Raw genomic sequence first — 21,968 nt, forward strand, 5'->3', positions numbered from 1 at the left:
AATAGTCCCTCTTTACTTTTCAACTTTTAACGTTTGTAAGTATGCATTTAATGCATCAATTTGATCATCCGTTAAGTTGCCATATTTGCCAGTCATTTTGTTTCCTGGCTTCATATTTTCAGGATCTTTCAGCCATTTTTTTAAGTTTTCTTCATTGTTTTCGGCAATACCGGCAACCATATCGCGATCCGCAAAGTTTGCTAAGTTTGGTGCGATACGAGCGGAAGGTGGTCTACTATCATTAGATCCAACTGCGTGACAACCAATACAGCTTTTATTAAATATTTCTTGGCCCTCTTGCGCCTTTGTTGAAGCTACTTCTTTCTTCCCATCAATCTTCTTCATATCAGCAAGCCATTTTTTGTACTCGCTTTCATCTAAAGCTTTCACTTTAAATTGCATTAAAGAATGTGATGGGCCGCAAAATTCTGTACAAAAACCATTATAAGTGCCCGATTTATCTGCCTTTAACCACATTTTGTTCACATTGTCTGTATTTGTATCCATTTTCCCTGCTAAAGATGGAACCCAAAATGAGTGTTTAATATCGGCACCCTTCAAATTTAAATACACTTTCTTACCTGTGGGGATGACCAAATCTTGCGAAGTTACTATCTTTTCTGATTTATAAGAAAATTCCCACCAATAAAGATTCGCTGTTACATCAACAACGATAGTATCTTTATCAATATTCTTTTTCTCCATCGCACTTACATCAGCAAGTTTGAATGTATATGTAACTGTTGGAACAGCTAAGATTAGTAAAAGAATAATCGGAATAACTGTCCATATAATTTCTAGCTTGTGATTCCCTTCAACTTGCTCTGGAATATAATCTTCCTGACCTTTCTTTTGTCGGAAACGCACAATTACATATAAGAAAATAATAGTAACTACTAGTACTACTCCTACCATGATTGCACTCGCCAGTAGAAGTAAATCATATTGCATTTTTGCTACTTCTCCTTGCGGAATTAAAGTAGATTGAAAGGCTTTACCGCATCCCCCTAACAGTAAAGCCAGCAGTGAAACGAACGAAAGCAGTCGCCACTGTTTCTTCATACAAACAACCCCCACTTTCCTTGTGAATTAGATTGTACTTTATAGTTAAGTAAAGTAAATCTCAACGTAAAGAAATCCAATTATGTCGTTGTCTTAGAAGAATGTAACTACAATCATTGATACAAATAAGATTGTTAAATAATTTAGGGAATAAACAAACATTTGCACGGACCATTTGATGTCATCTTTCTTACGGAAGCCATAAAATCCTAAAACGATCCATCCGATGTTAAGCAGTGTTGCAATTACCATAAATGTTATCCCTAGTCCACTCATATAAAATGGTAGTGGTAATAAACATACTGTCCAAATCATAATTTGGCGTTTCGTAATTTCAAATCCATGAACTACAGGAAGCATTGGAATTCCTGCATTTCGATATTCATCAACACGTTTCATTGCTAATGCAAGGAAATGTGGGATTTGCCAAATAAACATAATTAAAAATAACATCCAAGCAATTGGATGGCCTAAAGATGGATCGATTGCTGCCCATCCAATTAAAGGAGGAACTGCACCAGATATACTACCTACAACAGTATTTAGTGTATACTTTCTCTTTGTCCATAAACTATATAGAACAACATATGTGAAAGCACCAATAAATCCCATTAAGACTGCCATTGGTGTTGTTAATAATAAAAATACAAAACCAAGAAGTAATATGACTAGTCCAAATGTAAGTGCAAATCCTGGTTTATACTTTCCAGTAACCGTTGGACGGGTCTTTGTTCTTTCCATTAATGGATCGATGTCTCGATCAATGTAGTTGTTTAAACAACATACCCCTGCCATAATTAATCCTGAACCAACGATTGTAAAGAATAACTTATCCAGATTGTCCATTACACTTAATCCATTAAAGTGTAATGCCAACCAAAATCCTGTAAATACAGTAAGTGTATTTGAGTTTACAATCCCCATTTTAACGAGTGCTTTTAAATCTTGTAACCGAGTTGTTTCCGGTACACTTGTAACAGCGGACTCATCATGCAGCTCACTTGTTGCATGGTTCATCACTCTAACCCCCTCTTAAAACTTTCATCTTTCTTTTTGCGCCTATTTCAAATGAAATAATTCGCTTCTATATAGCAATATTATTACAGTAGAAACATTGTTAACCCATTCTACTACTAATCTACGCCCATACTCCAATATATTAAATCATATTTCCCGAACATTTTGTGAAGAAAACATGAACTTTTTGTGTCGAATATAAAAAACTTCATTCTGACTTGTCCTTATCATAACATGATGTTACCTTCTATAATAAACTATTTTGTCCTATTTAACACGTATTCTCCCCATTTCTTTTCAAAATAGCCTATTTTTCACCCAAAATTTTCCTTGCGAACCCTGTTTTTACACCTATTTTCTCTCCCTTTCCTTCCCCCTCCATTTCTTTGCTATTTTATTATTTTTTATATATCATAGGAACTAGCGCGTTTTATTCTATACATAATGGAATGAAAATATTTCGCAATAACTTCATAGCAGAAAGATGGTGAAAGAGATTGCAACGCTTTATTAAATGGTTAGCAGTCATTACAAGCCTTGATTTATTAATAGTTTTATTAGGAGGCGCTTTAGTTACAAAAACAGGTTCTGGTCAAGGTTGTGGTAAATCATGGCCACTTTGTAACGGTGAATTTGTTCCATCTAATTTATCAATGGAAACTATTATTGAACTTAGCCACCGATTAACATCAGGATCAGCTGGAATTCTTGTCACTCTACTTTGTATTTTGTCCTGGAAATATTATAAACATGTGCGTGAAACAAAAACGTTAGCAATTTTATCCTTCGTATTTTTAGTTGCACAAGCATTAATGGGAGCAGCAGCAGTTGTTTGGGGACAAATGCCAGCTGTACTTGCTATCCATTTCGGTATTTCCTTAATTTCATTTGCTTCTGTCATTTTATTAACGTGTCTTATCTTTGAAATTGACCAAAAATTTGATGCACGTTCACTTATTATGGACAAAAAAATGAAATTTCATATTTATGGTGTAACAATTTACAGTTATATCGTCGTCTACACAGGTGCTTTAGTACGTCACGAACGAGCTAGCTTAGCCTGTCCAGACTTTCCTTTATGTAGCAAAAACAGACCTATGCCAACTCAACTACATGAATGGGTTCAAATGGGCCATAGAGTTGCAGCGATGTTAATTTTCGCTTGGATACTATACGCCATGATTCTCGCTATTCGCCATTACAAGCAGCAACCTGTAGTATATTGGGGATGGATCATTTCATTTATCCTTGTTACACTTCAAGCTGTAGTAGGAGTTTTAGTTGTATTTACAAACGCTAGTTTAGCGATGGCATTGTTACATTCTCTATTCATTTCTTGCTTGTTTGCCGTACTATGCTATTTAGTTATGTTAGGAACAAGAAGTAAAGTGAATGCCAAAGAAGCCGAATCAACTTCTAAACAAACAAAATAATTTAAAACTAAAATCCCTTGCCAATTCGGCAAGGGATTTTTTGCAATAAAAAAGAGCTGTATTTACACAGCTCTTTTCTTATTTTAGTGATCTAATTCAATAAGTAAATCACCCGTTTGAATCGCATCACCATCGTTAACATATACTTTCTTTACTTTACCATTGAACGGCGCTTGAACTGTCGTTTCCATTTTCATCGCTTCTGTAATTGCCATAGAATCGCCTTTTTTCACTTCGTCGCCTTCTTTTACAACTACTTTAATTACCGTTCCTGGCATCGTTGCACTAATATGATTTGGATTCTCACGGTTTCCTTTCACACGTTGTGCAACTGTTGCTTTTACACTCTCGTCTTTCACGATAATTTCACGTGGTTGACCGTTAAATTCCAAGTAAAGAACGCGGTTTCCATCCGGCTGAGGTTCTCCAATTGATACTAGTTTAACCATCAATGTTTTACCCTGTTCAATTTCTACATCAATTTCTTCACCTAGTCTCATACCATAGAAGAACGTCGGTGTATCAAGTACAGATACATTTCCATAAAGCTCAGCAACTTTTTCATAATCCATAAATACTTTTGGATATAAAGCATATGCCACTACATCAAAAATCGTTACTTCGCGTCCAAGTTTATGGAATAATTCTTCTTTTAACGCTTCGAAATCTACTGGCTCTAGTAATTCACCTGGTCTTACTGTTAATGGCTCTTTCCCTTTTAAAATAATCTTTTGTAATTCTTTCGGGAAACCACCGTACGGTTGACCTAAATCACCAGAGAACATTTCAACAACAGATCCTGGGAAGTCCATCGCATGTCCACGCTCTAAAACATCTTGTTCTGTCAGATGGTTTTGAACCATAAATAATGCCATATCACCAACAACTTTTGATGATGGTGTTACTTTTACAATATCTCCAAACATGTCATTCACACGGCGGTACATTACTTTCACTTCATCGAAGCGATCTCCTAAACCAACCGCCTTCGCTTGTTGCTGAAGATTACTATACTGCCCACCCGGCATTTCATGCATATATACCTCTGTATGAGGCGCATTCATACCACTTTCAAACGGTGCATAGTATTTGCGTACATCTTCCCAATAGTGAGATAGTTTTTCTAAAGAATCTATATTAACATCTGGTTGTCTTTCGTTTCCGCCTAACGCATAGTATAGCGTGTTCGCACTTGGTTGTGACGTTTGACCAGCCATAGAACTCACTGCTACATCGACGATATCAACACCTGCTTCAATTGCCTTCGTATACGTTAATATACCATTTCCACTCGTATCGTGCGTGTGCAGATGAATTGGAATCGACACTGTCTCTTTTAATGCAGAAACTAAATCATATGCTGCATTTGGTTTTAGTAAGCCCGCCATATCTTTAATACCTAAAATGTGAGCTCCTGATGCTTCTAACTCTTTTGCTAAATTTTTATAATAATTTAAATCATATTTACTACGCAGTGGATCATGAATATCCCCTGTGTAGCACATTGTTGCTTCTGCAATTTTACCAGTGTCTCGTACAGCGTCAATTGCAACTCTCATGCCTTCCACCCAGTTTAAACTATCAAAAATACGGAATACATCAATGCCTGCTTGAGCAGAACATTCCACAAATTTTTGAATTAAATTATCTGGATAGTTTTTGTATCCAACTGCGTTTGAAGAACGAAGTAACATTTGGAATAACACGTTCGGCATTTTTTCACGAAGATCTAGTAATCGTTCCCATGGATCTTCTTTTAAGAAACGATACGCAACATCAAACGTTGCACCGCCCCACATTTCCGCTGAGAATAGGTTCGGTAACATTCTCGCTGTTGGCTCCGCAATTTGATGTAAATCTTTTGTACGAATACGAGTTGCAAGTAATGACTGGTGTGCATCACGGAATGTTGTATCCGTTAAAAGTACACGTTTTTGATCCTGTACCCATTTTACTAATCCGTCCGCTCCACGCTCGTCCAAAATTTGTTTCGTTCCATTTTGGATTGGCTCTGAATGTTTTAAACATGGAATACGAGCATCTGGGAATATTGGTTTTTCTTTTTTCCCTACTCCTGGGAAACCATTTACTGTTACTGTACCAATGTAATTTAACATTTTCGTTCCACGGTCTTTACGTTTCGGGAACAAGAACAATTCAGGTGACGCATCGATAAATGAAGTATCATATTCTCCTGATAAGAAGTTTTTATGCTTTACTACATTCTCTAGGAATGGAATATTTGTTTTAATACCACGAATACGGAATTCTTTTAAGTTACGTTCCATTTTTGCAGCAGCTTGCTCAAAAGTAAGTGCCCAAGTTGTAACTTTTACAAGTAAAGAATCGTAGTACGGTGTAATAACTGCACCTTGGAAGCTATTCCCTGTATCAAGACGCACACCAAAACCACCACCTGATCGATACGCCATAATTTTTCCTGTATCCGGCATAAAATTATTTAGCGGATCTTCAGTTGTTACACGAGATTGAATTGCAAATCCATGTACAACTACTTCCTCTTGCTTCGGAACACCTACCATTTTGCTATGTAATGAATGTCCATCCGCTATTAAAATTTGTGATTGAACAATATCTACTCCCGTAATCATTTCTGTAATCGTATGTTCTACTTGAACACGTGGATTTACTTCAATAAAGTAAAACTCATCATCTTTTACAAGGAATTCTACTGTTCCTGCATTTAAATAGTTTACATTTTTCGTTAACTTCACAGCAGCATCACAAATACGCTGACGCAGATCATCTGAAAGTGATACACTCGGTGCAATTTCTACAACTTTTTGATGACGACGTTGTACAGAACAGTCACGCTCGTATAAATGAACAACATTGCCTTCTTCATCTGCTAAAATTTGTACTTCTATATGTTTAGGTTTTTCAACGAATTTTTCGACGTAAACTTCATCATTACCAAAAGCTGCTTTCGCTTCTGATTTCGCTCGATTATATGATTCTCCTAATTCCTCTCTAGTACGCACAATACGCATACCACGACCGCCACCCCCAAGGGATGCTTTAATAATAATCGGGTAATCATACTTTTCAGCAAATTTTTCGACTTCTTCTAATGAATTTACTGGACCATCACTACCAGGTATAACCGGAATTTGTGCTAGCTGCGCTTGTGTTCTTGCTTTCACTTTATCTCCAAACATATCTAAATGCTTACTTTTCGGACCGATAAAGATAATTCCTTCTTCTTCACAACGTTTAGCGAATTGAATATTTTCTGACAAGAAACCATATCCAGGGTGGATTGCATCTACATGATTACTTTTTGCAATCTCAATAATGCCTTCAATATCTAGATAAGCATCAATTGGTTTTTTTCCTTCCCCAACTAAATAGGACTCATCGGCTTTATAGCGATGATAAGAACCACTATCCTCTTTAGAATAGATTGCAACTGTTTTTAATCCAAGTTCCGAACAAGCTCGAAACACACGAATTGCAATCTCTCCACGGTTAGCTACCAATACTTTTTGAATACGTTGCAGCTTTGTCATGATTTTCCCCCTCTACTTTCCTACCACTCTAGAGATAAAATATATACACACCTTAAAAAGCGTGAAGTTCTTCACTTTCCACATTATATTATACTTAGAAAGCTTCACTTTATTTTTATCCATCATACCTTATTTTCTAACAAATGATAAGTTTTCTGTGCAATTTGTTTCACAAAAATAGTATAGCATACCTCTTCCTTTTCTAACAACTTAATTGTATATCACATTTAAGTTAATGTGATATATCTTTTTAACTGAAAGAGAAATTAGTACATCATATTTAAAACTACTTAAAAATAAAAAACACATCATGCTCTAAAGCACAATGTGTTTTTATTTTACAACTACAAGATGTGGTCCATTTTGTTCTCTTTCTTTCATTAGACCATTCTGTTGTTTCTCTTGTCGTTTCACGTGACTAGCAATATTGAGTAGTATTCCCATTGCAAGTAGATTAGCTAATAAAGAACTTCCGCCGTAACTAACAAACGGTAATGGTACTCCTGTAAGTGGTATTACTCCAGACATACCACCGACATTGATAAACGTTTGAACTCCAAACAAGCTTGCAATTCCGATAGCTATTAAACTTCCAAATGGATCTGTACACTTTTGCGCAACTCTAAATGACCGAATAATAATAAGTAATAAACAGATTAAAATGATAGCTACACCTATAAAACCAAGTTCTTCAGATATAATTGCCATTATAAAATCCGTTTGCGGTTCTGGTAAATAACCATATTTTTGTACACTATTCCCTAATCCTCTACCATTAAGCCCTCCAGAAGCGATTCCAATAAATGAATTCACTAATTGAAACCCATCCTTTTGAGGATCATTAAACGGATCAAGGAAAACAGAAAAACGTGCCTTTTGATATGGATTTAATGCATAATTACCAAGAAGATATAGTGCCGGAATCCATACTATAGAAGTTAAAGCAATTCGTTTAATCCATAAGTTAACCTGTACTCCCGAACAAAGAAACATAATTCCTACTGTTCCTGCAATTAACAAATCAGTACCTAAATCATTTTGCTTTAATATTAAAAACATGATTATTCCAACACCAATAAGTACTGGACCTGACCCTTTGAAAACAGGTGTATTCGTTTCTTGTCTTTTCGCAAAAAAATGAGCTAAGACGAGAATAACTGTTATCTTAACAAATTCTGCAGGCTGTATTCCAAATATCCACCCGTTTGCACCGTTTACTGACTTAGTGAAAAAGGCAGCTGCAGCTAATAAGGCAACACTAGCACCGTAACTCCCCAACAAAAAAATTCGTTTTCTCCAAACTTTATATGGGATAGTAGCAATAATTATTAATACCATTGTCCCAACAACTAAAGTAATTAATTGTCTTTTAAAAAAGAAATTTGCTGGTTTATCAAATCTCGAAATCGCAACAATGGAACTCGAACTATATACCATTATTACCCCCAGCACACATAAAATAACAAGAGGAAGTAACAATGAATAATCCATTGATTTCCATACTTTTTTCATTTCATTTCCTCTTTCTGTTTCAATTTAATTATTGTTGTATTCCATATGTACATTGATTCTTCCTGCTTTATTATACAAATAAAAAGCTCAAACTAATTTAGTTTGAGCCCCCTTATTTGAACCCGTTATTGTTGTTTGTTTGTAAATGCTTCATGAAGTGCAGATAACTCACGTTCGAGCTCACCTAACATTGCTTTCCCTTGTTCTTCTGCAATAAGACCAAGGCGAACCGCAAAATCGACCTCGCGGGATAGTCCAAACATTTGTGTGTCTAACACTTCTTCATATAATGGACATTGCGGCATTGTAAGATGGTCCATTTGCACCTTAATAAGTCTTAAAATCTTCTCTGCATCCGCTTGTAGAAGGGCTAGTGCCTTTTCCTGATGATTTGCTACTGTCTCAGACGCCAAATTGATTCCCTCCGTTTCCGTCCTACTCTCCTCTATCCTATCTATTAATATTAGCGATAGTTTTAATAAATTGCAATAGAAACATTTTTTGTGACAACAGTGTCTAATACTATTATACTGAAAAGTGGGAGTATAACACAAATGGGGGAACAACAATGAGCGAAATTTTATTTATTAACGGAAAAGTACGTTTTCCAATCACTATTGATCCAACTGTTTGGATCTTTGATGATCGAAAAGTAGATTTGACAACTTACTTTGATGAAACTAGAGAAAACACGTCTGAACTAGAAACTTATTTAAAAAACACTTCAGAACATTGGGATCGCGAAATCCGTGATGGTGCCGCTTTTCCTCCAATACAACAAAGTGTGAAGAAATATAAAAAAGAACAGCTGATTACTGGAACATTTGGTATACCATTTCATCCATTCCTTGCTAACGCTGAAATTTTAGAGGACGCTACGCAAGTTAAAATTGAAACGGTAGATCATACAATGACACTTCCATTAGAAACTGTCAAAAATGCTATACTAGGCTTTTCAAAAGAAGGAAAACCATTAAAAGAAGACGGGCCTGTTCATCTCTATTTCAATGATGGATCTAATCAACAAAATCCAATCCGTAACATCCGTAAATTTACAATTATTTAAAGAAAAGGAGTGAGCTTAAGCTCACTCCTTTTTACAATAAATCTGCTGCTAGTTGAGCTAAATTAGATCGCTCACCTTTAACAAACTTCACATGACCACTAATACGCTGTTCTTTAAACTTCTCTACAACATATGTTAAGCCATTATTATATTCATCTAAATATGGGTGATCAATTTGCTGAGGATCTCCCATTAATACAATCTTACTCTTTTCCCCTACCCTAGTTAATATCGTTTTCACTTCATGCTTTGTTAAATTTTGTGCTTCGTCAATGATAATGAACTGATCTGGAATACTTCTCCCGCGTATATAAGTAAGGGCTTCTACTTCAATCGAACCCATTCCAGCTAAAATAGCATCTAACTCTCCTGGCTTTTTCGTATTAAATAAATACTCTAGGTTATCAAAAATTGGCTGCATCCATGGTCTTAACTTTTCTTCTTTTTCTCCTGGTAAATAACCGATATCTTTTCCGACTGGAACAATTGGTCTTGCCACAAGTAATTTTTTATATAACCCTAAGTCTTCTGTTTGCATAAGTCCCGAAGCTAACGCAAGTAACGTTTTTCCTGTGCCGGCTTTCCCCGTTAACGTTACAAGCGGAATATCTTCACGAAGCAACAATTCTAATCCCATAATTTGCTGCACGTTTCGTGGTCGTATCCCCCATACTTGTTCATTGTGAAAAATAAGTTTCTTTACCTTCTTACCTAAGTGATCCACAATGCCAAGAGCAGAACTAGAGCCCCCTAATGCATCTTTCATCACTACAAACTGATTTGGGTAAAAAGGATGATTCGCAATTTCAGATAGAGGCAATTCACCTTTCTCATAAAAATAATCCAATTGTTCTTTTGATATATATCCTTCTAAAAAGCCAGAATATATATTTTCTACTTCAATTACGCGATCACTTAAATAATCTTCAGCCTTCAAACCAATTGCATCAGCTTTTACCCTTACGAGTACATCTTTACTTACTAAAATAACAGACTTCCCGTCCTCTTTTTCCTGTTCTTCTAAAGATAGATTTTTTGCTACAGCTAAAATTCGATTATCATTTGTTTTTTCTACAAAAATATCTTGTAGTTGAACAAATGAACGATGGTTCAATTCAATACGAAATGTTCCGCCGTTTTCTAGCGGGATACTTTCATGCAGCTTTCCTATTTCACGAAATTTATCTATTAACTTAGATACATAACGAGCGTTTCGTCCTACTTCATCCATATAACGTTTTTTCGAATCAACCTCTTCTAATACAACTGCTGGAATCACTACTTCATTGGTTTCAAATGAAAAAATAGATAAAGGATCCTGCAAAAGTACATTCGTATCTAACACATAAATTTTATCCAACCTGTTACCCCCTGACTCCACTTTTAAATTTGTAGAACAAGGGTTTCATCCATACAATATGGACGAACCATTGTTATAATTATATGTACCGTGTAAACGAGGTAGAATCGAAAATCATAGTCATTAAACCTTTTATTTATTCTTTATTCATTTCTATTCAATATATTACTTTTTATTATAATTATTAACGTTAAATCACAATAACCGATTACAAAAGTGAATAAACGAATTTCCTATTTAGCATCTTTATAATTCTCTTATCCCTACTAACACTTCATTATCCAGCTTTTTCGCTGCCCGAAGATCATATGTTTTTTCATATGTTGGTTCAATTGCAAGTTTCGCTCCATAAAACATAACATCACGCACTTCTTGCACATTTACTTCTATTACAGTTAATTTTAGAGAAATACCTTCCATTCTATCTGTCAAAATTTCACCTGCACCACTTATAGAAAATACGGATTCATTCGCCATTATAGTCAATACCACACCTGTATTATGCCGTATATTTTCCACAATACGTGAACGTTGATCTACTGCAAATCGAATACTAGTTTTACTCACTGCATACACCCAAGAAATAGCACTTACGTTAGGAACTTGCTTTTCGAAATCTGTCGTTGCTATCATAACAATACACTCTTTACGCAACGTTTGTACTAAATCCTCTGTTAAGGTAGGCTCTACTACATTCGCCATATTTTCACCTCCAAACATACTTGGTATATCCTTATCATAACTTATTTTTTGAATTGCGAAAATATTATTTTTTCCCACTATTATTCAAAAACATTATACTTCCATGATATACTTATACTGATAGAATTCGTATTGAGGTGACGAAATGAGAGTCAAATGTATGATTTGTGATAAAAAAGATATGTTAGATGATGAAAATCCTATGGCAAAAAAACTGCGTAATCGCCCTATTCATACATATATGTGCATGGAATGTTCGGAACGAATTGCAGAGCGTACAATGGAACGTCATGCAAGTGGTAATTTCCGATTATATCGTGATAAAAAAATCGAAGATGATTGGTAAAATGTAAATAAGTCCTTACTCATATAGATAAGGACTTATTTATATTTTTCTGGTTCACGATTCATCTGATCCAAAAAACAATCAATGGCTTCTAACGGAAACCTTGCAGATTTCCGTTCTCCATTCATTTCATATGTAATTAAATACATTTCCTCGTTCTTTTCGACTTCCACATTTCTTAATTTATGTTCTTCATATATCATATTTTGAAATAACAAATATGTTTCTTTTGCAGCACTATCATCTGGGCGTGCTTCCGCAACTGTTTTAATTGTTAACCAATTATATAGTGCATCTTGTACTGAACGCATGAAAACTCCCCTTCCTTATCCTGCTTTTTGTTGTTTCGCTTGACGCAAACGCAATCTATAAATTCCAAGTACAATTGCCGCTACAACAAGTCCTTCTCCAACAGGTAAAAACACAGCAAAAAAGGTTAATACTGTGCATCCAATTGCTAATGATATGTATATCACAATATTTTTTAGTACAGACAACTTTCTAGCAAACCCTAAATTATAAACGAGAGCACTTAATATAATAATCGTCCCATAAAGTAACCACATTCCTAACTCTGGATTTTCATCTACCTTACACAATTTTGCAAAAAAAGACATCCTTTCTAACACACTCTTCCCCCCCTAGCAGTAAAATGCAATTTTCTTTATACACTTAATACAAGAGTAACTCGCAAAAAAAATACTGTCCACAAAAATGAGTAAATATTCTAAAAAATAAACAAAATAAAAAAACAACACCCTTTATAAAGGGCGTTGTTTTTTTATTTTTACGCTTCGACAGATTTCTTTTTCTTAGCAGCTCTTTCGCGCTCACTCTTATCAAGAATCTTTTTACGTAGACGAATTGATTCTGGAGTTACTTCACAGAACTCGTCATCGTTTAAGTACTCTAATGATTCTTCTAAAGTCATTAGGCGTGGTTTCTTCATTGTTGAAGTTTGATCTTTCGTCGCAGAACGAATGTTAGTTTGTTGTTTCATTTTCACAACGTTAACTGTTAAGTCGTTCTCACGAGTGTGTTCTCCTACAATCATACCAGCATATACTTCTGTACCTGGTTCAACGAAGATTACACCACGGTCTTCAACTTGCATAATACCGTATTGTGATGCTTTTCCTGTTTCAAGTGAAACTAGAACACCTTGACGACGTCCACCAACTTGTCCAGCGTGTACTGGTTGGTAGCAATCGAATGTATGGTTTAAAATACCGTAACCACGAGTTAATGTTAAGAATTCTGTTGTGTAACCAATTAAACCACGTGCTGGAACCATGAAAGTAAGGCGAACTTGACCGTTTCCGTTATTCACCATATCTAACATTTCACCTTTACGTGCACCCATAGATTCCATAATAGAACCAGTGTATTCTTCAGGTACATCGATTTGTACACGCTCTACAGGCTCACATCTTACGCCATCAACTTCTTTAATGATTACTTCTGGCTTAGATACTTGTAATTCATAACCTTCACGACGCATGTTTTCAATTAAGATAGATAAATGTAGTTCCCCACGTCCAGATACGATCCACGCATCAGGAGAATCTGTATTATCTACACGTAAACTTACATCTGTTTCTAATTGTGAACGAAGACGCTCTTCAATTTTACGAGATGTAATGTATTTACCTTCACGACCTGCAAATGGGCTGTTATTTACAAGGAACGTCATTTGTAGTGTTGGCTCATCAATACGTAATAATGGTAACGCATCTTGATGTTCAACTGGACATACTGTTTCACCTACGTTAATGTCTTCCATACCAGAAACGGCTACTAAGTCCCCTGCTTTTGCTTCTTCAATTTCTTGACGTTTTAATCCCATGTAACCGAATAATTTCGTTACGCGGAATTGCTTCACGCTTCCGTCTACTTTCATTAAAGCAACTTGTTGTCCAACCTTCATTGTACCGCGGAATACGCGACCAACTCCAATACGTCCAACGTAGTCGTTGTAATCAAGAAGTGCTACTTGGAATTGAAGTGGCTCTTCGCTGTTATCAATTGGTGCTGGAATATGTTCGATAATTGTATCGAATAATGATTTCATATTCTCTTCTTGATTTGCTGGGTTTGAATCTAAGCTTGCTGTTCCGTTCATTGCTGATGCAAATACAACTGGGAACTCTAATTGATCTTCGTTTGCACCAAGCTCAATGAATAAGTCGATTACTTCATCAACTACTTCATCTGGACGAGCGAAGTCACGGTCAATTTTGTTTACAACTACGATTGGAGTTAAGTTTTGCTCAAGAGCTTTCTTTAAAACAAATCGTGTTTGTGGCATACAACCTTCATATGCATCAACAACAAGTAAAACACCATCAACCATTTTCATGATACGTTCTACTTCTCCACCGAAGTCAGCGTGACCAGGTGTATCTAAAATGTTAATTCTTTTATCTTCATAGTGAATCGCTGTATTTTTCGCTAAAATTGTAATACCGCGTTCTCTTTCTAGATCATTTGAATCCATTGCGCGTTCTTCAACGTGTTCGTTCGCACGGAAAGTCCCCGCTTGACGTAATAACTGGTCAACAAGTGTTGTTTTACCATGGTCAACGTGGGCAATAATTGCTATATTACGTAAATCTTGTCGTTTTTTCAACATGTCCAACTCCTAATGTCTTTTTAATCCTTCTCTATTATAAGAGCGAAGGGGATACAATAGCAATTAAAATAAAAGCAAGAATGAAAATATAGTTGTATTCTTACTTTTGTGAAAGTAAAATGAGATTGGAGGGTGAAGAAATGGAACACATTCAATATCGCTTTTTATTAACTGCAATTATCGGTGTTATTTTCTTAATCGGTATCGGCATTATGATTGCTGAAAATAGTCCAATCGGTATTATTATTTGCATTATCGGCACATTTGTTACAGTTGGATACGGTTTTGTAACAAAAAGAAAAATGCGCAAATCACAATAACGCTAAAAAGTAAGAAGCTTATACACAGCCTCTTACTTTTTTTGTTGCTCTCATATAAACGATAACACTTCTTCATACACTCCTGGTTTTGCAACTAACACACTGCTCTTCTCTATGATAGAAAGTGGCGCTCCAGAGAATGTCGTCACCTTACCTCCAACTTCTTCTACAATTATCTTTCCTCCGCCAAAATCCCATGGTGATAATCTCGGCGTTACATATGCATCTATTCTTCCTGTTGCAACGTATACCATCTCTAACGCTGCACAGCCATATGATCTTGTGCCTCTTGCTTTCTTAACAAGTGCCATCATACTTTCCATATTAAGCAATGGATTATCTGTAAGCCATATCGCATTTAAAGCTACAATACCTTGCTCTACAGTTCCTTTTTTCAGTGGAGGAATTGATATATCATTACAAAAAGCTCCAGATCCCTTGACTGCATGATATAGTTCATCATGCACTGGATCATATATAAGTCCAATCTTTCCGATACCGTTCTCATAAATCCCAATTGAAATCGCAAAATTTCTTTTTTGATGAACAAAGTTCATCGTGCCGTCAATTGGATCAATTAACCAAACAACCCCGTCAGAAGACGTTATCTCGTCTCCATAACCCTCTTCTCCTAAAATATTATGATTCGGGAATGTTTCTTTAATTTTCCCAATTAAAAACTGTTCTATCTCTCGGTCCATATTTGTAACTAAGTCAGCTGCATTTGATTTTGTTTCTATAATAAGTGCTTTTTTCATTGATGCCATTAAATGCTCTCCTGCATCCCGAATCCACCGTTTGGCGTGTGCATCAATGTCTTTCCATACTTCTTGCATGTTTAAACACTCCGATCTATACTGTTCACAGAAAAAACGAACCCTTTATAAGGTTCGCACCAACTAATTTTTTATACATATACTATTATTACGCTTCTAAACGAATCATTTCAAGTCTTAACACTTCTAACTTTTGTACACACTCTTCTTTTTTCTGTTTGTCATCTTCCATCATCGCATCATATAAAGTTGCTAATTCATAATCTAGCTCCAAACGTAGCACCGGTATTCTCTTTTCAGCATCTGTTCTCTTTAACGCATTAATCACCTGTCTCATATTATTTGCCTCCTCCCAATATTCGTCTGCCCTCGGACTAGAATTAATTCAATTTTCTGATTTTTTGTTTTATACTATACTATGTTGGATAAATCATCTATGCAACAAAATTATATTTTTTTATTTAAATTTTTTTGTGCTGTTTTTTTTATGAATAGTACAAGCTATGCTAAAATAAAAGCAAAATAGGAGTTGGAGGAACAATCATGACAATACAAACATTCAAGTCAACTGATTTTGATGTCTTTACAGTTGATGGTCTCGAAGAACGAATGAGTGCAATTAAAACGAACATTCATCCTAAGCTAGAAGCTTTAGGGGAACAATTTGCAGAATACTTATCCAAACAAACTGATGAGAACTTTTTTTATCATGTTGCAAAACACGCACGCCGCAAAGTCAATCCACCAAACGATACTTGGGTTGCTTTTTCAACAAATAAACGAGGATATAAAATGCTACCGCATTTCCAAATCGGCTTATGGGGTACTCATGCCTTCATATACTTTGGTTTAATCTATGAGTGTCCACAAAAAGTTGAGACGGCTCATGCCTTCTTAGAACATTTAAATGATTTAAAAACAAATATTCCAAATGACTTCGTTTGGTCCATTGACCATACTAAACCAAGTGTGAAATTACATAAAACACTTGAAACCGAAGACTTACAAAAGATGATTGAACGATTAGCTACTGTAAAAAAAGCAGAATTATTAGTTGGTATTCATATATCACCAGAGGAGTTTTCAGCAATGACCAACGAACAATTCCTTGCTAAGATTGAATCTACGATGCAATCACTCCTTCCTTTATATGCACTGTGTAATCGATAGTAGAAAACGGACAATTTATATTGTCCGTTTTTAGTTGTTATCACATTATATCACTTCAGTTTTTATTTTTCAAAATATTTTTTACATTTTTACGAGCTTTTGTTCTTCGACTTCTTTTGCTCTTTGAATAGCACGATATATAGAGTATCCACTTACTTCTTGAAATTCTTTATCAATTTTCTTTTCTTCTGCTTTCGATGGAACAATCTCTTTAAAACGACGATATAAACCCATTAACTCTTCTCTTATAATCCCTTTTTCATAAGCTTTCTCAATCGCTTCATAAAACTTAACAATTGTAACCATTTCCTCATTTGACCAATCATAATCTAACGGATATTGATATTCCATTTCGCACCTCATTTATCATTTCTTCTTGTTTCATTATGCTATCTTAAAGAGAATATTTTATTCTTCATTATAGCCACTCTGCATTATACACTATTTATTCATTTTAATGGAATTGTCTTCCTCTATTCATTAGTTGAGGCTAACTATTAAACATACTCACCTTAAAAACATTTTTTTCTATACATCTATAATTATTGGTGATATAATGCTTTTGTTTTATAGAAAATAAAGTGAAGCTACCATCTCAAAAACGATTTTTTGAATGGCAGAAAAACAAGCCTTATTCTAAAAAAGGCTACACTTTTTTAGAGCAGGATTATATAAAACAAATTACACTAAATATTATGAAGAAGAAGGGGTGTATAGATTGTCCCAATACGAAACACCATTGTTTACCGCTTTAGTTGAGCACAGTAAGCGAAATCCAATTCAATTCCATATTCCTGGTCATAAAAAAGGACAGGGCATGGATCCTACATTTCGCGAATTTATTGGGCATAATGCATTAGCAATTGATTTAATTAATATTGCGCCACTCGATGATTTACATCATCCAAAAGGTATGATTAAAGAAGCACAGGATTTAGCAGCCGCTGCATTCGGTGCAGATCATACTTTCTTTTCTATTCAAGGTACAAGTGGCGCTATTATGACAATGGTGATGAGCGTTTGCGGTCCTGGTGACAAAATCCTAGTACCACGAAACGTGCATAAATCAGTAATGTCAGCTATTATTTTCTCAGGTGCAAAACCGATTTTCATGCATCCTGAAATCGATCCGAAGCTCGGTATTTCTCATGGAATCACAATTCAATCTGTCAAAAAAGCACTTGAAGAGCACTCAGATGCAAAGGGCTTACTTGTTATTAACCCAACGTACTTTGGGTTTGCTGCAGACTTAGAACAGATTGTACAATTAGCACATTCTTATGACATCCCTGTACTAGTCGACGAGGCTCATGGTGTTCATATTCATTTTCACGATGAATTACCTATGTCAGCGATGCAAGCTGGTGCGGATATGGCAGCAACAAGTGTTCACAAATTAGGAGGCTCTTTAACTCAAAGTTCTATTCTTAATGTGAAAGAAGGCTTAGTGAATGTAAAGCATGTCCAATCTATTATTAGCATGCTTACAACTACATCAACTTCTTACATCTTGTTAGCATCCCTTGATGTTGCGAGAAAACGTCTTGCTACAGAAGGAACAACACTCATAGAACAAACAATACAATTAGCTGAGCATGTTCGTGATGCTATAAATTCTATTGAGCATCTTTACTGTCCTGGAAAAGAAATGTTAGGTACAGATGCTACCTTTAACTATGATCCTACAAAGATAATTGTATCTGTAAAAGATTTAGGTATTACCGGCCACCAAGCTGAAGTATGGCTTAGAGAGCAATATAACATTGAAGTAGAACTCTCAGATCTATACAACATACTATGTCTTATCACTTTGGGAGATACAGAAAGTGATACAAATACACTTATTGCAGCTTTACACGATTTAGCAGCAACATTTAGAAATAGGGCAGATAAAGGTGTTCAAGTACAAGTAGAGATTCCAGAAATTCCAGTGCTAGCACTTTCTCCTCGAGATGCTTTTTATTCGGAAACAGAAGTCATCCCATTTGAAAATGCAGCGGGTCGTATTATAGCTGATTTTGTTATGGTTTATCCGCCAGGGATTCCAATCTTTACTCCGGGGGAAATTATTACACAAGAAAACTTAGAGTATATTCGGAAAAACTTAGAAGCAGGTTTACCTGTACAAGGTCCTGAAGATATGACATTACAAACATTACGTGTTATTAAAGAGTACAAGCCTATCAGTTGATAGGCTTTTTTTTCACCTTTTTTCCTTTTCTTCATACGATACTTAAGAATGTAACGTATAGGTGGGGATACTATTATGATTGTAATAGGCCGTTCTATTGTACATCCTTATATTACAAATGAATATGAGCCATTTGCAGCAGAGAAACAACAAATTTTATCAATAATGGCAGGAAATCAAGAAGTTTATTCCTTCCGAACAGCTGATGAACTCAGCTTTGATCTCAATTTACGAGTTAATATTATTATCTCTGCACTAGAGCTTTTTCAAAGTGGATTTCAGTTTCGCACATTTCAACAATCCTTTTGCAACCCCCAGTATTGGAAAAGAACATCCCTTGGAGGATTCGAGCTTCTTCCAAACATACCATCTTCTATTGCCATACAAGATATTTTTAAAAATGGAAAACTATATGGAACTGAATGCGCAACCGCTATGATCATTATTTTTTATAAAGCTTTACTATCATTGTATGAGGAAGAAACTTTCAATCGTCTATTTGCAAATCTTTTACTTTATACATGGGACTACGATCAAGATCTAAGGCTCATAACAAAAAACGGTGGCGATCTTGTTCCAGGTGACCTCGTTTACTTTAAAAACCCACAAGTGAATCCAGCTACGATTGAGTGGCAAGGAGAAAACACAATCTATTTAGGAAATTTCTTTTTTTACGGACATGGCGTGGGTGTAAAAACAAAAGAAGAAATTATTTATTCATTAAATGAACGAAGAGTCCCTTACGCTTTTATTTCAGCTTTCTTGACTGATACTATTACCCGTATCGATAGCCGTATAATGAGCCAATATGCTTCTTCTAGTACACCACATACATCCATAAGCTTTATTCCAATTAGAGATGATGCAATCGTTGCAACAGTTGGTCATACAACTACAATTTATTAAAAAAGCGCCTACACATGTAGGCGCTTTTTCTTATTATTAAGCTTTTGTATGTTCTTTATGGTCACATTCGCAATGAGATCCACATTTCCCGTATAGTACTGTTGATTTTTCATCTTCAAAATGTCCAATTGTTCCTTCACATACTTGGCATACGATTGTTCCCATTTTCATTTCCCCCTGAGTTTTAATAGTAATCTATTTATTTATCATTAAGCTTTCGCATTATCTTTTCTAGCACAGTCACAATTTGTTCCACATTTTCCGTAAAGTACCGTCGTTTTCTCATCTTCAAAATGTCCGATTGTTCCTTCACATACTTGGCATACGATTGTTCCCATTTTCATTTCCCCCTAAGTTTATGGTCCTAAAAACTTTTAGCTGTCCATTTCCTATCAATTATTGGGCTTTTGTATGCTCTGTGTGATCACATCCGCAAGATCCACATTTCCCGTAAAGTACCGTTACTTTCTCATCTTCGAAGTGTGCAATTGTACCTTCACAATCTTGACATACGATTGTTCCCATTTTTCATTTCCCCCTAAGTTTATAATCCCAAAAACTTTTTGTAACCGCTTAACTTTCTGTCTTCATTTTAATATGTTATACTTTTTACGTCAATAGGTTTTTAGTATAACACATTAAATATTTTTAATTTAAATTAGTATGCGATATTAAAATAAAAAAACAGCCATATTTATAAGTACGACTGTTTCACATTAATTATTCTTCATATTCCGCATGTAAAGAAGTTGACGGAACTAGAAATTTGAAAAACTGAGCTAACTCCTTTGCTTCCTCTTCTGATCCTAATTTAAAAATCTCCTGTATATATTGAACATTCTCTACATCATCTCGTCCGAGTAAAGTAGACCTTCCTGTTTGCATACAAACAATGAGCAGCTTTCCAAAAAACATATTTGTATAAATAACACCAAAATCATAACGTGTATCATGTGTCATAAACCCTAAAAATCGTACCTTCACACTTTCATGCTCATCATACAATTTTTCAAACATTGGTTTCCACCTTTCTACATCACGTTTCATTAATAGTATATTAAACAAAACATGTAATACTCCTTTTAATTGTCAAAAAATTCAGTAGGATGTAGAATGATAGTATTCTACTAAGCTAGGGGGAACTTATATGCAACACGCCTTTATTACGCTTGTACCGAAATCCAACCAACAATCAGTTTCAATAGATGATATAAAACAACTTTTTCATTATTATAAAACAGTTACTTCTAAAACTGGTGCCCAAATTAATTACACGTATACAAATACCGCTTTTCCTTATGAAATTTTAGATACATCTACAACAACATTAAAACTTCAATCCACTCACGACCGGTATGACTCAATTTATATTGGTGTTGGTATAGAAAATGAACAACCTTTCATCCAAGTTTCTTTACCACCTAATGCAACATTTGGTGACAAAGGGAAAGCAAATGAATTTTGCCGTTTTTTAGCGAAGAAATTAGAAGGAGAGTTACAATTATTTAATGGAAGAACAATGTATTTTTATAAACGCTAATTTAAAAAATAGATAATATGATTAAAAATAATATACAATTCGAACATGTAAGAAATAAAGCTTGCTTTCTTACGTGCAATACAAAATATGCTATTACATAGGCTAAATATAGAAATACGAAAAAAAGAATAACTTTATAATGAAACTTATCACCATTCGATAATGTTAATACAGTGGAAAAGCCACTCCATAGTAGTAAATGATAAAATATAACATGTAATATTTTCATGGAACCTTCTCCTTTGACATGCTCTATTTTATTAATATATGGGGGTAAGTTTGAATCAATTACATATTATAGGATGATATATATTACCTTCGAAGTAAGTTAAGCCTGAATCATTTGTTAAAGTATTATATATTCATTCGACAAGTACGTTTAAAGACCTTGCAAGTCATTTGATG

At 35.1% G+C, this 21,968-nt stretch carries 26 protein-coding genes; 8 read left to right on the forward strand and 18 right to left on the reverse strand.

Annotated elements, in window-relative coordinates; translation table 11 throughout:
• Nucleotides 1–12: 12 nt before the first annotated feature.
• Together coxB and ctaB are read right to left on the reverse strand one after the other, a co-directional pair.
• Complete coding sequence (gene coxB / locus DN407_RS19470; RefSeq protein ID WP_000745268.1) at nucleotides 13–1,062, reverse strand: cytochrome c oxidase subunit II; 1,050 nt, start codon at nucleotides 1,060–1,062, stop codon at nucleotides 13–15.
• A 93-nt stretch (nucleotides 1,063–1,155) separates the two neighbouring features.
• Nucleotides 1,156–2,079 carry a protoheme IX farnesyltransferase gene (ctaB, locus tag DN407_RS19475; RefSeq protein ID WP_001015056.1) on the reverse strand — a complete coding sequence of 308 codons (924 nt, stop codon included), beginning with the start codon at nucleotides 2,077–2,079 and terminating at the stop codon, nucleotides 1,156–1,158.
• A 497-nt stretch (nucleotides 2,080–2,576) separates the two neighbouring features.
• On the opposite strand from ctaB, the gene ctaA reads away from it, so the two are divergent.
• Nucleotides 2,577–3,512: a heme A synthase gene (gene ctaA / locus DN407_RS19480; RefSeq protein WP_001188744.1), complete on the forward strand. Its 936-nt coding sequence runs from the start codon at nucleotides 2,577–2,579 to the stop codon at nucleotides 3,510–3,512.
• Nucleotides 3,513–3,595: 83 nt separating this feature from the next.
• On the opposite strand, the gene pyc is transcribed toward ctaA, so the two are convergent.
• From pyc to DN407_RS19500, 3 genes are all read right to left on the reverse strand, one after another.
• Complete coding sequence (pyc, locus tag DN407_RS19485; RefSeq protein WP_149216601.1) at nucleotides 3,596–7,042, reverse strand: pyruvate carboxylase; 3,447 nt, start codon at nucleotides 7,040–7,042, stop codon at nucleotides 3,596–3,598.
• A gap of 333 nt (nucleotides 7,043–7,375) precedes the next feature.
• Nucleotides 7,376–8,554, reverse strand: coding sequence for an FtsW/RodA/SpoVE family cell cycle protein (locus tag DN407_RS19495; RefSeq protein WP_000758406.1), 1,179 nt, complete (start codon nucleotides 8,552–8,554; stop codon nucleotides 7,376–7,378).
• A 125-nt stretch (nucleotides 8,555–8,679) separates the two neighbouring features.
• Nucleotides 8,680–8,967, reverse strand: coding sequence for an Fpa/YlaN family protein (locus tag DN407_RS19500; protein ID WP_000135694.1), 288 nt, complete (start codon nucleotides 8,965–8,967; stop codon nucleotides 8,680–8,682).
• Nucleotides 8,968–9,122: 155 nt separating this feature from the next.
• On the opposite strand from DN407_RS19500, the gene DN407_RS19505 reads away from it, so the two are divergent.
• Nucleotides 9,123–9,620, forward strand: coding sequence for a molybdopterin-binding protein (locus tag DN407_RS19505; protein WP_001289811.1), 498 nt, complete (start codon nucleotides 9,123–9,125; stop codon nucleotides 9,618–9,620).
• Between the two features lie 31 nt (nucleotides 9,621–9,651).
• Here the strand turns inward: DN407_RS19505 and DN407_RS19510 are convergent, their stop codons facing one another.
• Together DN407_RS19510 and DN407_RS19515 are read right to left on the reverse strand one after the other, a co-directional pair.
• Nucleotides 9,652–10,980 (reverse strand): PhoH family protein, encoded by a 1,329-nt coding sequence (locus DN407_RS19510; RefSeq protein ID WP_000358083.1) that lies wholly within the window; start codon nucleotides 10,978–10,980, stop codon nucleotides 9,652–9,654.
• Between the two features lie 246 nt (nucleotides 10,981–11,226).
• Nucleotides 11,227–11,682, reverse strand: a complete 456-nt coding sequence (locus DN407_RS19515) for a pyridoxamine 5'-phosphate oxidase family protein (protein WP_000024597.1) — start codon at nucleotides 11,680–11,682, stop codon at nucleotides 11,227–11,229.
• Nucleotides 11,683–11,827: 145 nt separating this feature from the next.
• Here DN407_RS19515 and DN407_RS19520 point away from each other — a divergent pair, with 145 nt between their 5' ends.
• Nucleotides 11,828–12,028 (forward strand): YlaI family protein, encoded by a 201-nt coding sequence (locus DN407_RS19520; protein WP_002082250.1) that lies wholly within the window; start codon nucleotides 11,828–11,830, stop codon nucleotides 12,026–12,028.
• 35 nt (nucleotides 12,029–12,063) lie between these two features.
• Here the strand turns inward: DN407_RS19520 and DN407_RS19525 are convergent, their stop codons facing one another.
• From DN407_RS19525 to typA, 3 genes are all read right to left on the reverse strand, one after another.
• Complete coding sequence (locus DN407_RS19525; RefSeq protein ID WP_001258147.1) at nucleotides 12,064–12,339, reverse strand: hypothetical protein; 276 nt, start codon at nucleotides 12,337–12,339, stop codon at nucleotides 12,064–12,066.
• A gap of 15 nt (nucleotides 12,340–12,354) precedes the next feature.
• Nucleotides 12,355–12,657 carry a YlaH-like family protein gene (locus tag DN407_RS19530; RefSeq protein ID WP_000893662.1) on the reverse strand — a complete coding sequence of 101 codons (303 nt, stop codon included), beginning with the start codon at nucleotides 12,655–12,657 and terminating at the stop codon, nucleotides 12,355–12,357.
• Between the two features lie 158 nt (nucleotides 12,658–12,815).
• Nucleotides 12,816–14,660, reverse strand: a complete 1,845-nt coding sequence (gene typA, locus DN407_RS19535; RefSeq protein ID WP_000914762.1) for a translational GTPase TypA — start codon at nucleotides 14,658–14,660, stop codon at nucleotides 12,816–12,818.
• Between the two features lie 140 nt (nucleotides 14,661–14,800).
• Between typA and DN407_RS19540 the strand changes: the two genes are divergently transcribed.
• A complete protein-coding gene (locus DN407_RS19540; RefSeq protein ID WP_000400127.1) occupies nucleotides 14,801–14,980 on the forward strand; it encodes a DUF5325 family protein in 180 nt (59 codons plus the stop codon).
• A gap of 50 nt (nucleotides 14,981–15,030) precedes the next feature.
• On the opposite strand, the gene DN407_RS19545 is transcribed toward DN407_RS19540, so the two are convergent.
• Both DN407_RS19545 and DN407_RS19550 read right to left on the reverse strand, forming a co-directional pair.
• Nucleotides 15,031–15,816 (reverse strand): inositol monophosphatase family protein, encoded by a 786-nt coding sequence (locus tag DN407_RS19545; protein ID WP_001158702.1) that lies wholly within the window; start codon nucleotides 15,814–15,816, stop codon nucleotides 15,031–15,033.
• Nucleotides 15,817–15,904: 88 nt separating this feature from the next.
• Nucleotides 15,905–16,093 (reverse strand): hypothetical protein, encoded by a 189-nt coding sequence (locus tag DN407_RS19550; protein WP_001250164.1) that lies wholly within the window; start codon nucleotides 16,091–16,093, stop codon nucleotides 15,905–15,907.
• Between the two features lie 206 nt (nucleotides 16,094–16,299).
• Here DN407_RS19550 and DN407_RS19555 point away from each other — a divergent pair, with 206 nt between their 5' ends.
• Nucleotides 16,300–16,926, forward strand: coding sequence for a YktB family protein (locus tag DN407_RS19555; protein ID WP_000155317.1), 627 nt, complete (start codon nucleotides 16,300–16,302; stop codon nucleotides 16,924–16,926).
• An 81-nt stretch (nucleotides 16,927–17,007) separates the two neighbouring features.
• On the opposite strand, the gene DN407_RS19560 is transcribed toward DN407_RS19555, so the two are convergent.
• Nucleotides 17,008–17,277 (reverse strand): UPF0223 family protein, encoded by a 270-nt coding sequence (locus tag DN407_RS19560; protein WP_000456552.1) that lies wholly within the window; start codon nucleotides 17,275–17,277, stop codon nucleotides 17,008–17,010.
• Between the two features lie 367 nt (nucleotides 17,278–17,644).
• On the opposite strand from DN407_RS19560, the gene speA reads away from it, so the two are divergent.
• Both speA and DN407_RS19570 read left to right on the forward strand, forming a co-directional pair.
• Nucleotides 17,645–19,117, forward strand: coding sequence for an arginine decarboxylase (speA, locus tag DN407_RS19565; protein WP_134995710.1), 1,473 nt, complete (start codon nucleotides 17,645–17,647; stop codon nucleotides 19,115–19,117).
• Between the two features lie 75 nt (nucleotides 19,118–19,192).
• Nucleotides 19,193–20,023: a protein-glutamine gamma-glutamyltransferase gene (locus tag DN407_RS19570; RefSeq protein WP_000635340.1), complete on the forward strand. Its 831-nt coding sequence runs from the start codon at nucleotides 19,193–19,195 to the stop codon at nucleotides 20,021–20,023.
• A 36-nt stretch (nucleotides 20,024–20,059) separates the two neighbouring features.
• Here the strand turns inward: DN407_RS19570 and DN407_RS19575 are convergent, their stop codons facing one another.
• From DN407_RS19575 to DN407_RS19590, 4 genes are all read right to left on the reverse strand, one after another.
• Nucleotides 20,060–20,188 (reverse strand): GapA-binding peptide SR1P, encoded by a 129-nt coding sequence (locus DN407_RS19575; RefSeq protein WP_000536796.1) that lies wholly within the window; start codon nucleotides 20,186–20,188, stop codon nucleotides 20,060–20,062.
• A 44-nt stretch (nucleotides 20,189–20,232) separates the two neighbouring features.
• On the reverse strand, nucleotides 20,233–20,361 hold the full coding sequence (locus DN407_RS19580) for a GapA-binding peptide SR1P (RefSeq protein ID WP_000536803.1): 129 nt from the start codon (nucleotides 20,359–20,361) through the stop codon (nucleotides 20,233–20,235).
• 58 nt (nucleotides 20,362–20,419) lie between these two features.
• Complete coding sequence (locus tag DN407_RS19585; protein WP_000536778.1) at nucleotides 20,420–20,548, reverse strand: GapA-binding peptide SR1P; 129 nt, start codon at nucleotides 20,546–20,548, stop codon at nucleotides 20,420–20,422.
• Nucleotides 20,549–20,743: 195 nt separating this feature from the next.
• Entirely contained in the window at nucleotides 20,744–21,040 is a 297-nt protein-coding gene (locus DN407_RS19590; RefSeq protein WP_097796391.1) for a DUF3055 domain-containing protein, read from the reverse strand.
• A gap of 130 nt (nucleotides 21,041–21,170) precedes the next feature.
• Here DN407_RS19590 and DN407_RS19595 point away from each other — a divergent pair, with 130 nt between their 5' ends.
• Nucleotides 21,171–21,563: a DUF1885 family protein gene (locus DN407_RS19595; protein WP_149216602.1), complete on the forward strand. Its 393-nt coding sequence runs from the start codon at nucleotides 21,171–21,173 to the stop codon at nucleotides 21,561–21,563.
• 1 nt (nucleotide 21,564) lies between these two features.
• On the opposite strand, the gene DN407_RS19600 is transcribed toward DN407_RS19595, so the two are convergent.
• On the reverse strand, nucleotides 21,565–21,792 hold the full coding sequence (locus tag DN407_RS19600) for a hypothetical protein (protein ID WP_000697469.1): 228 nt from the start codon (nucleotides 21,790–21,792) through the stop codon (nucleotides 21,565–21,567).
• Nucleotides 21,793–21,968 lie beyond the last annotated feature (176 nt).

It is taken from the genome of Bacillus sp. JAS24-2, assembly GCF_008274905.1.
In the GTDB taxonomy this organism is placed as follows: domain Bacteria; phylum Bacillota; class Bacilli; order Bacillales; family Bacillaceae_G; genus Bacillus_A; species Bacillus_A cereus.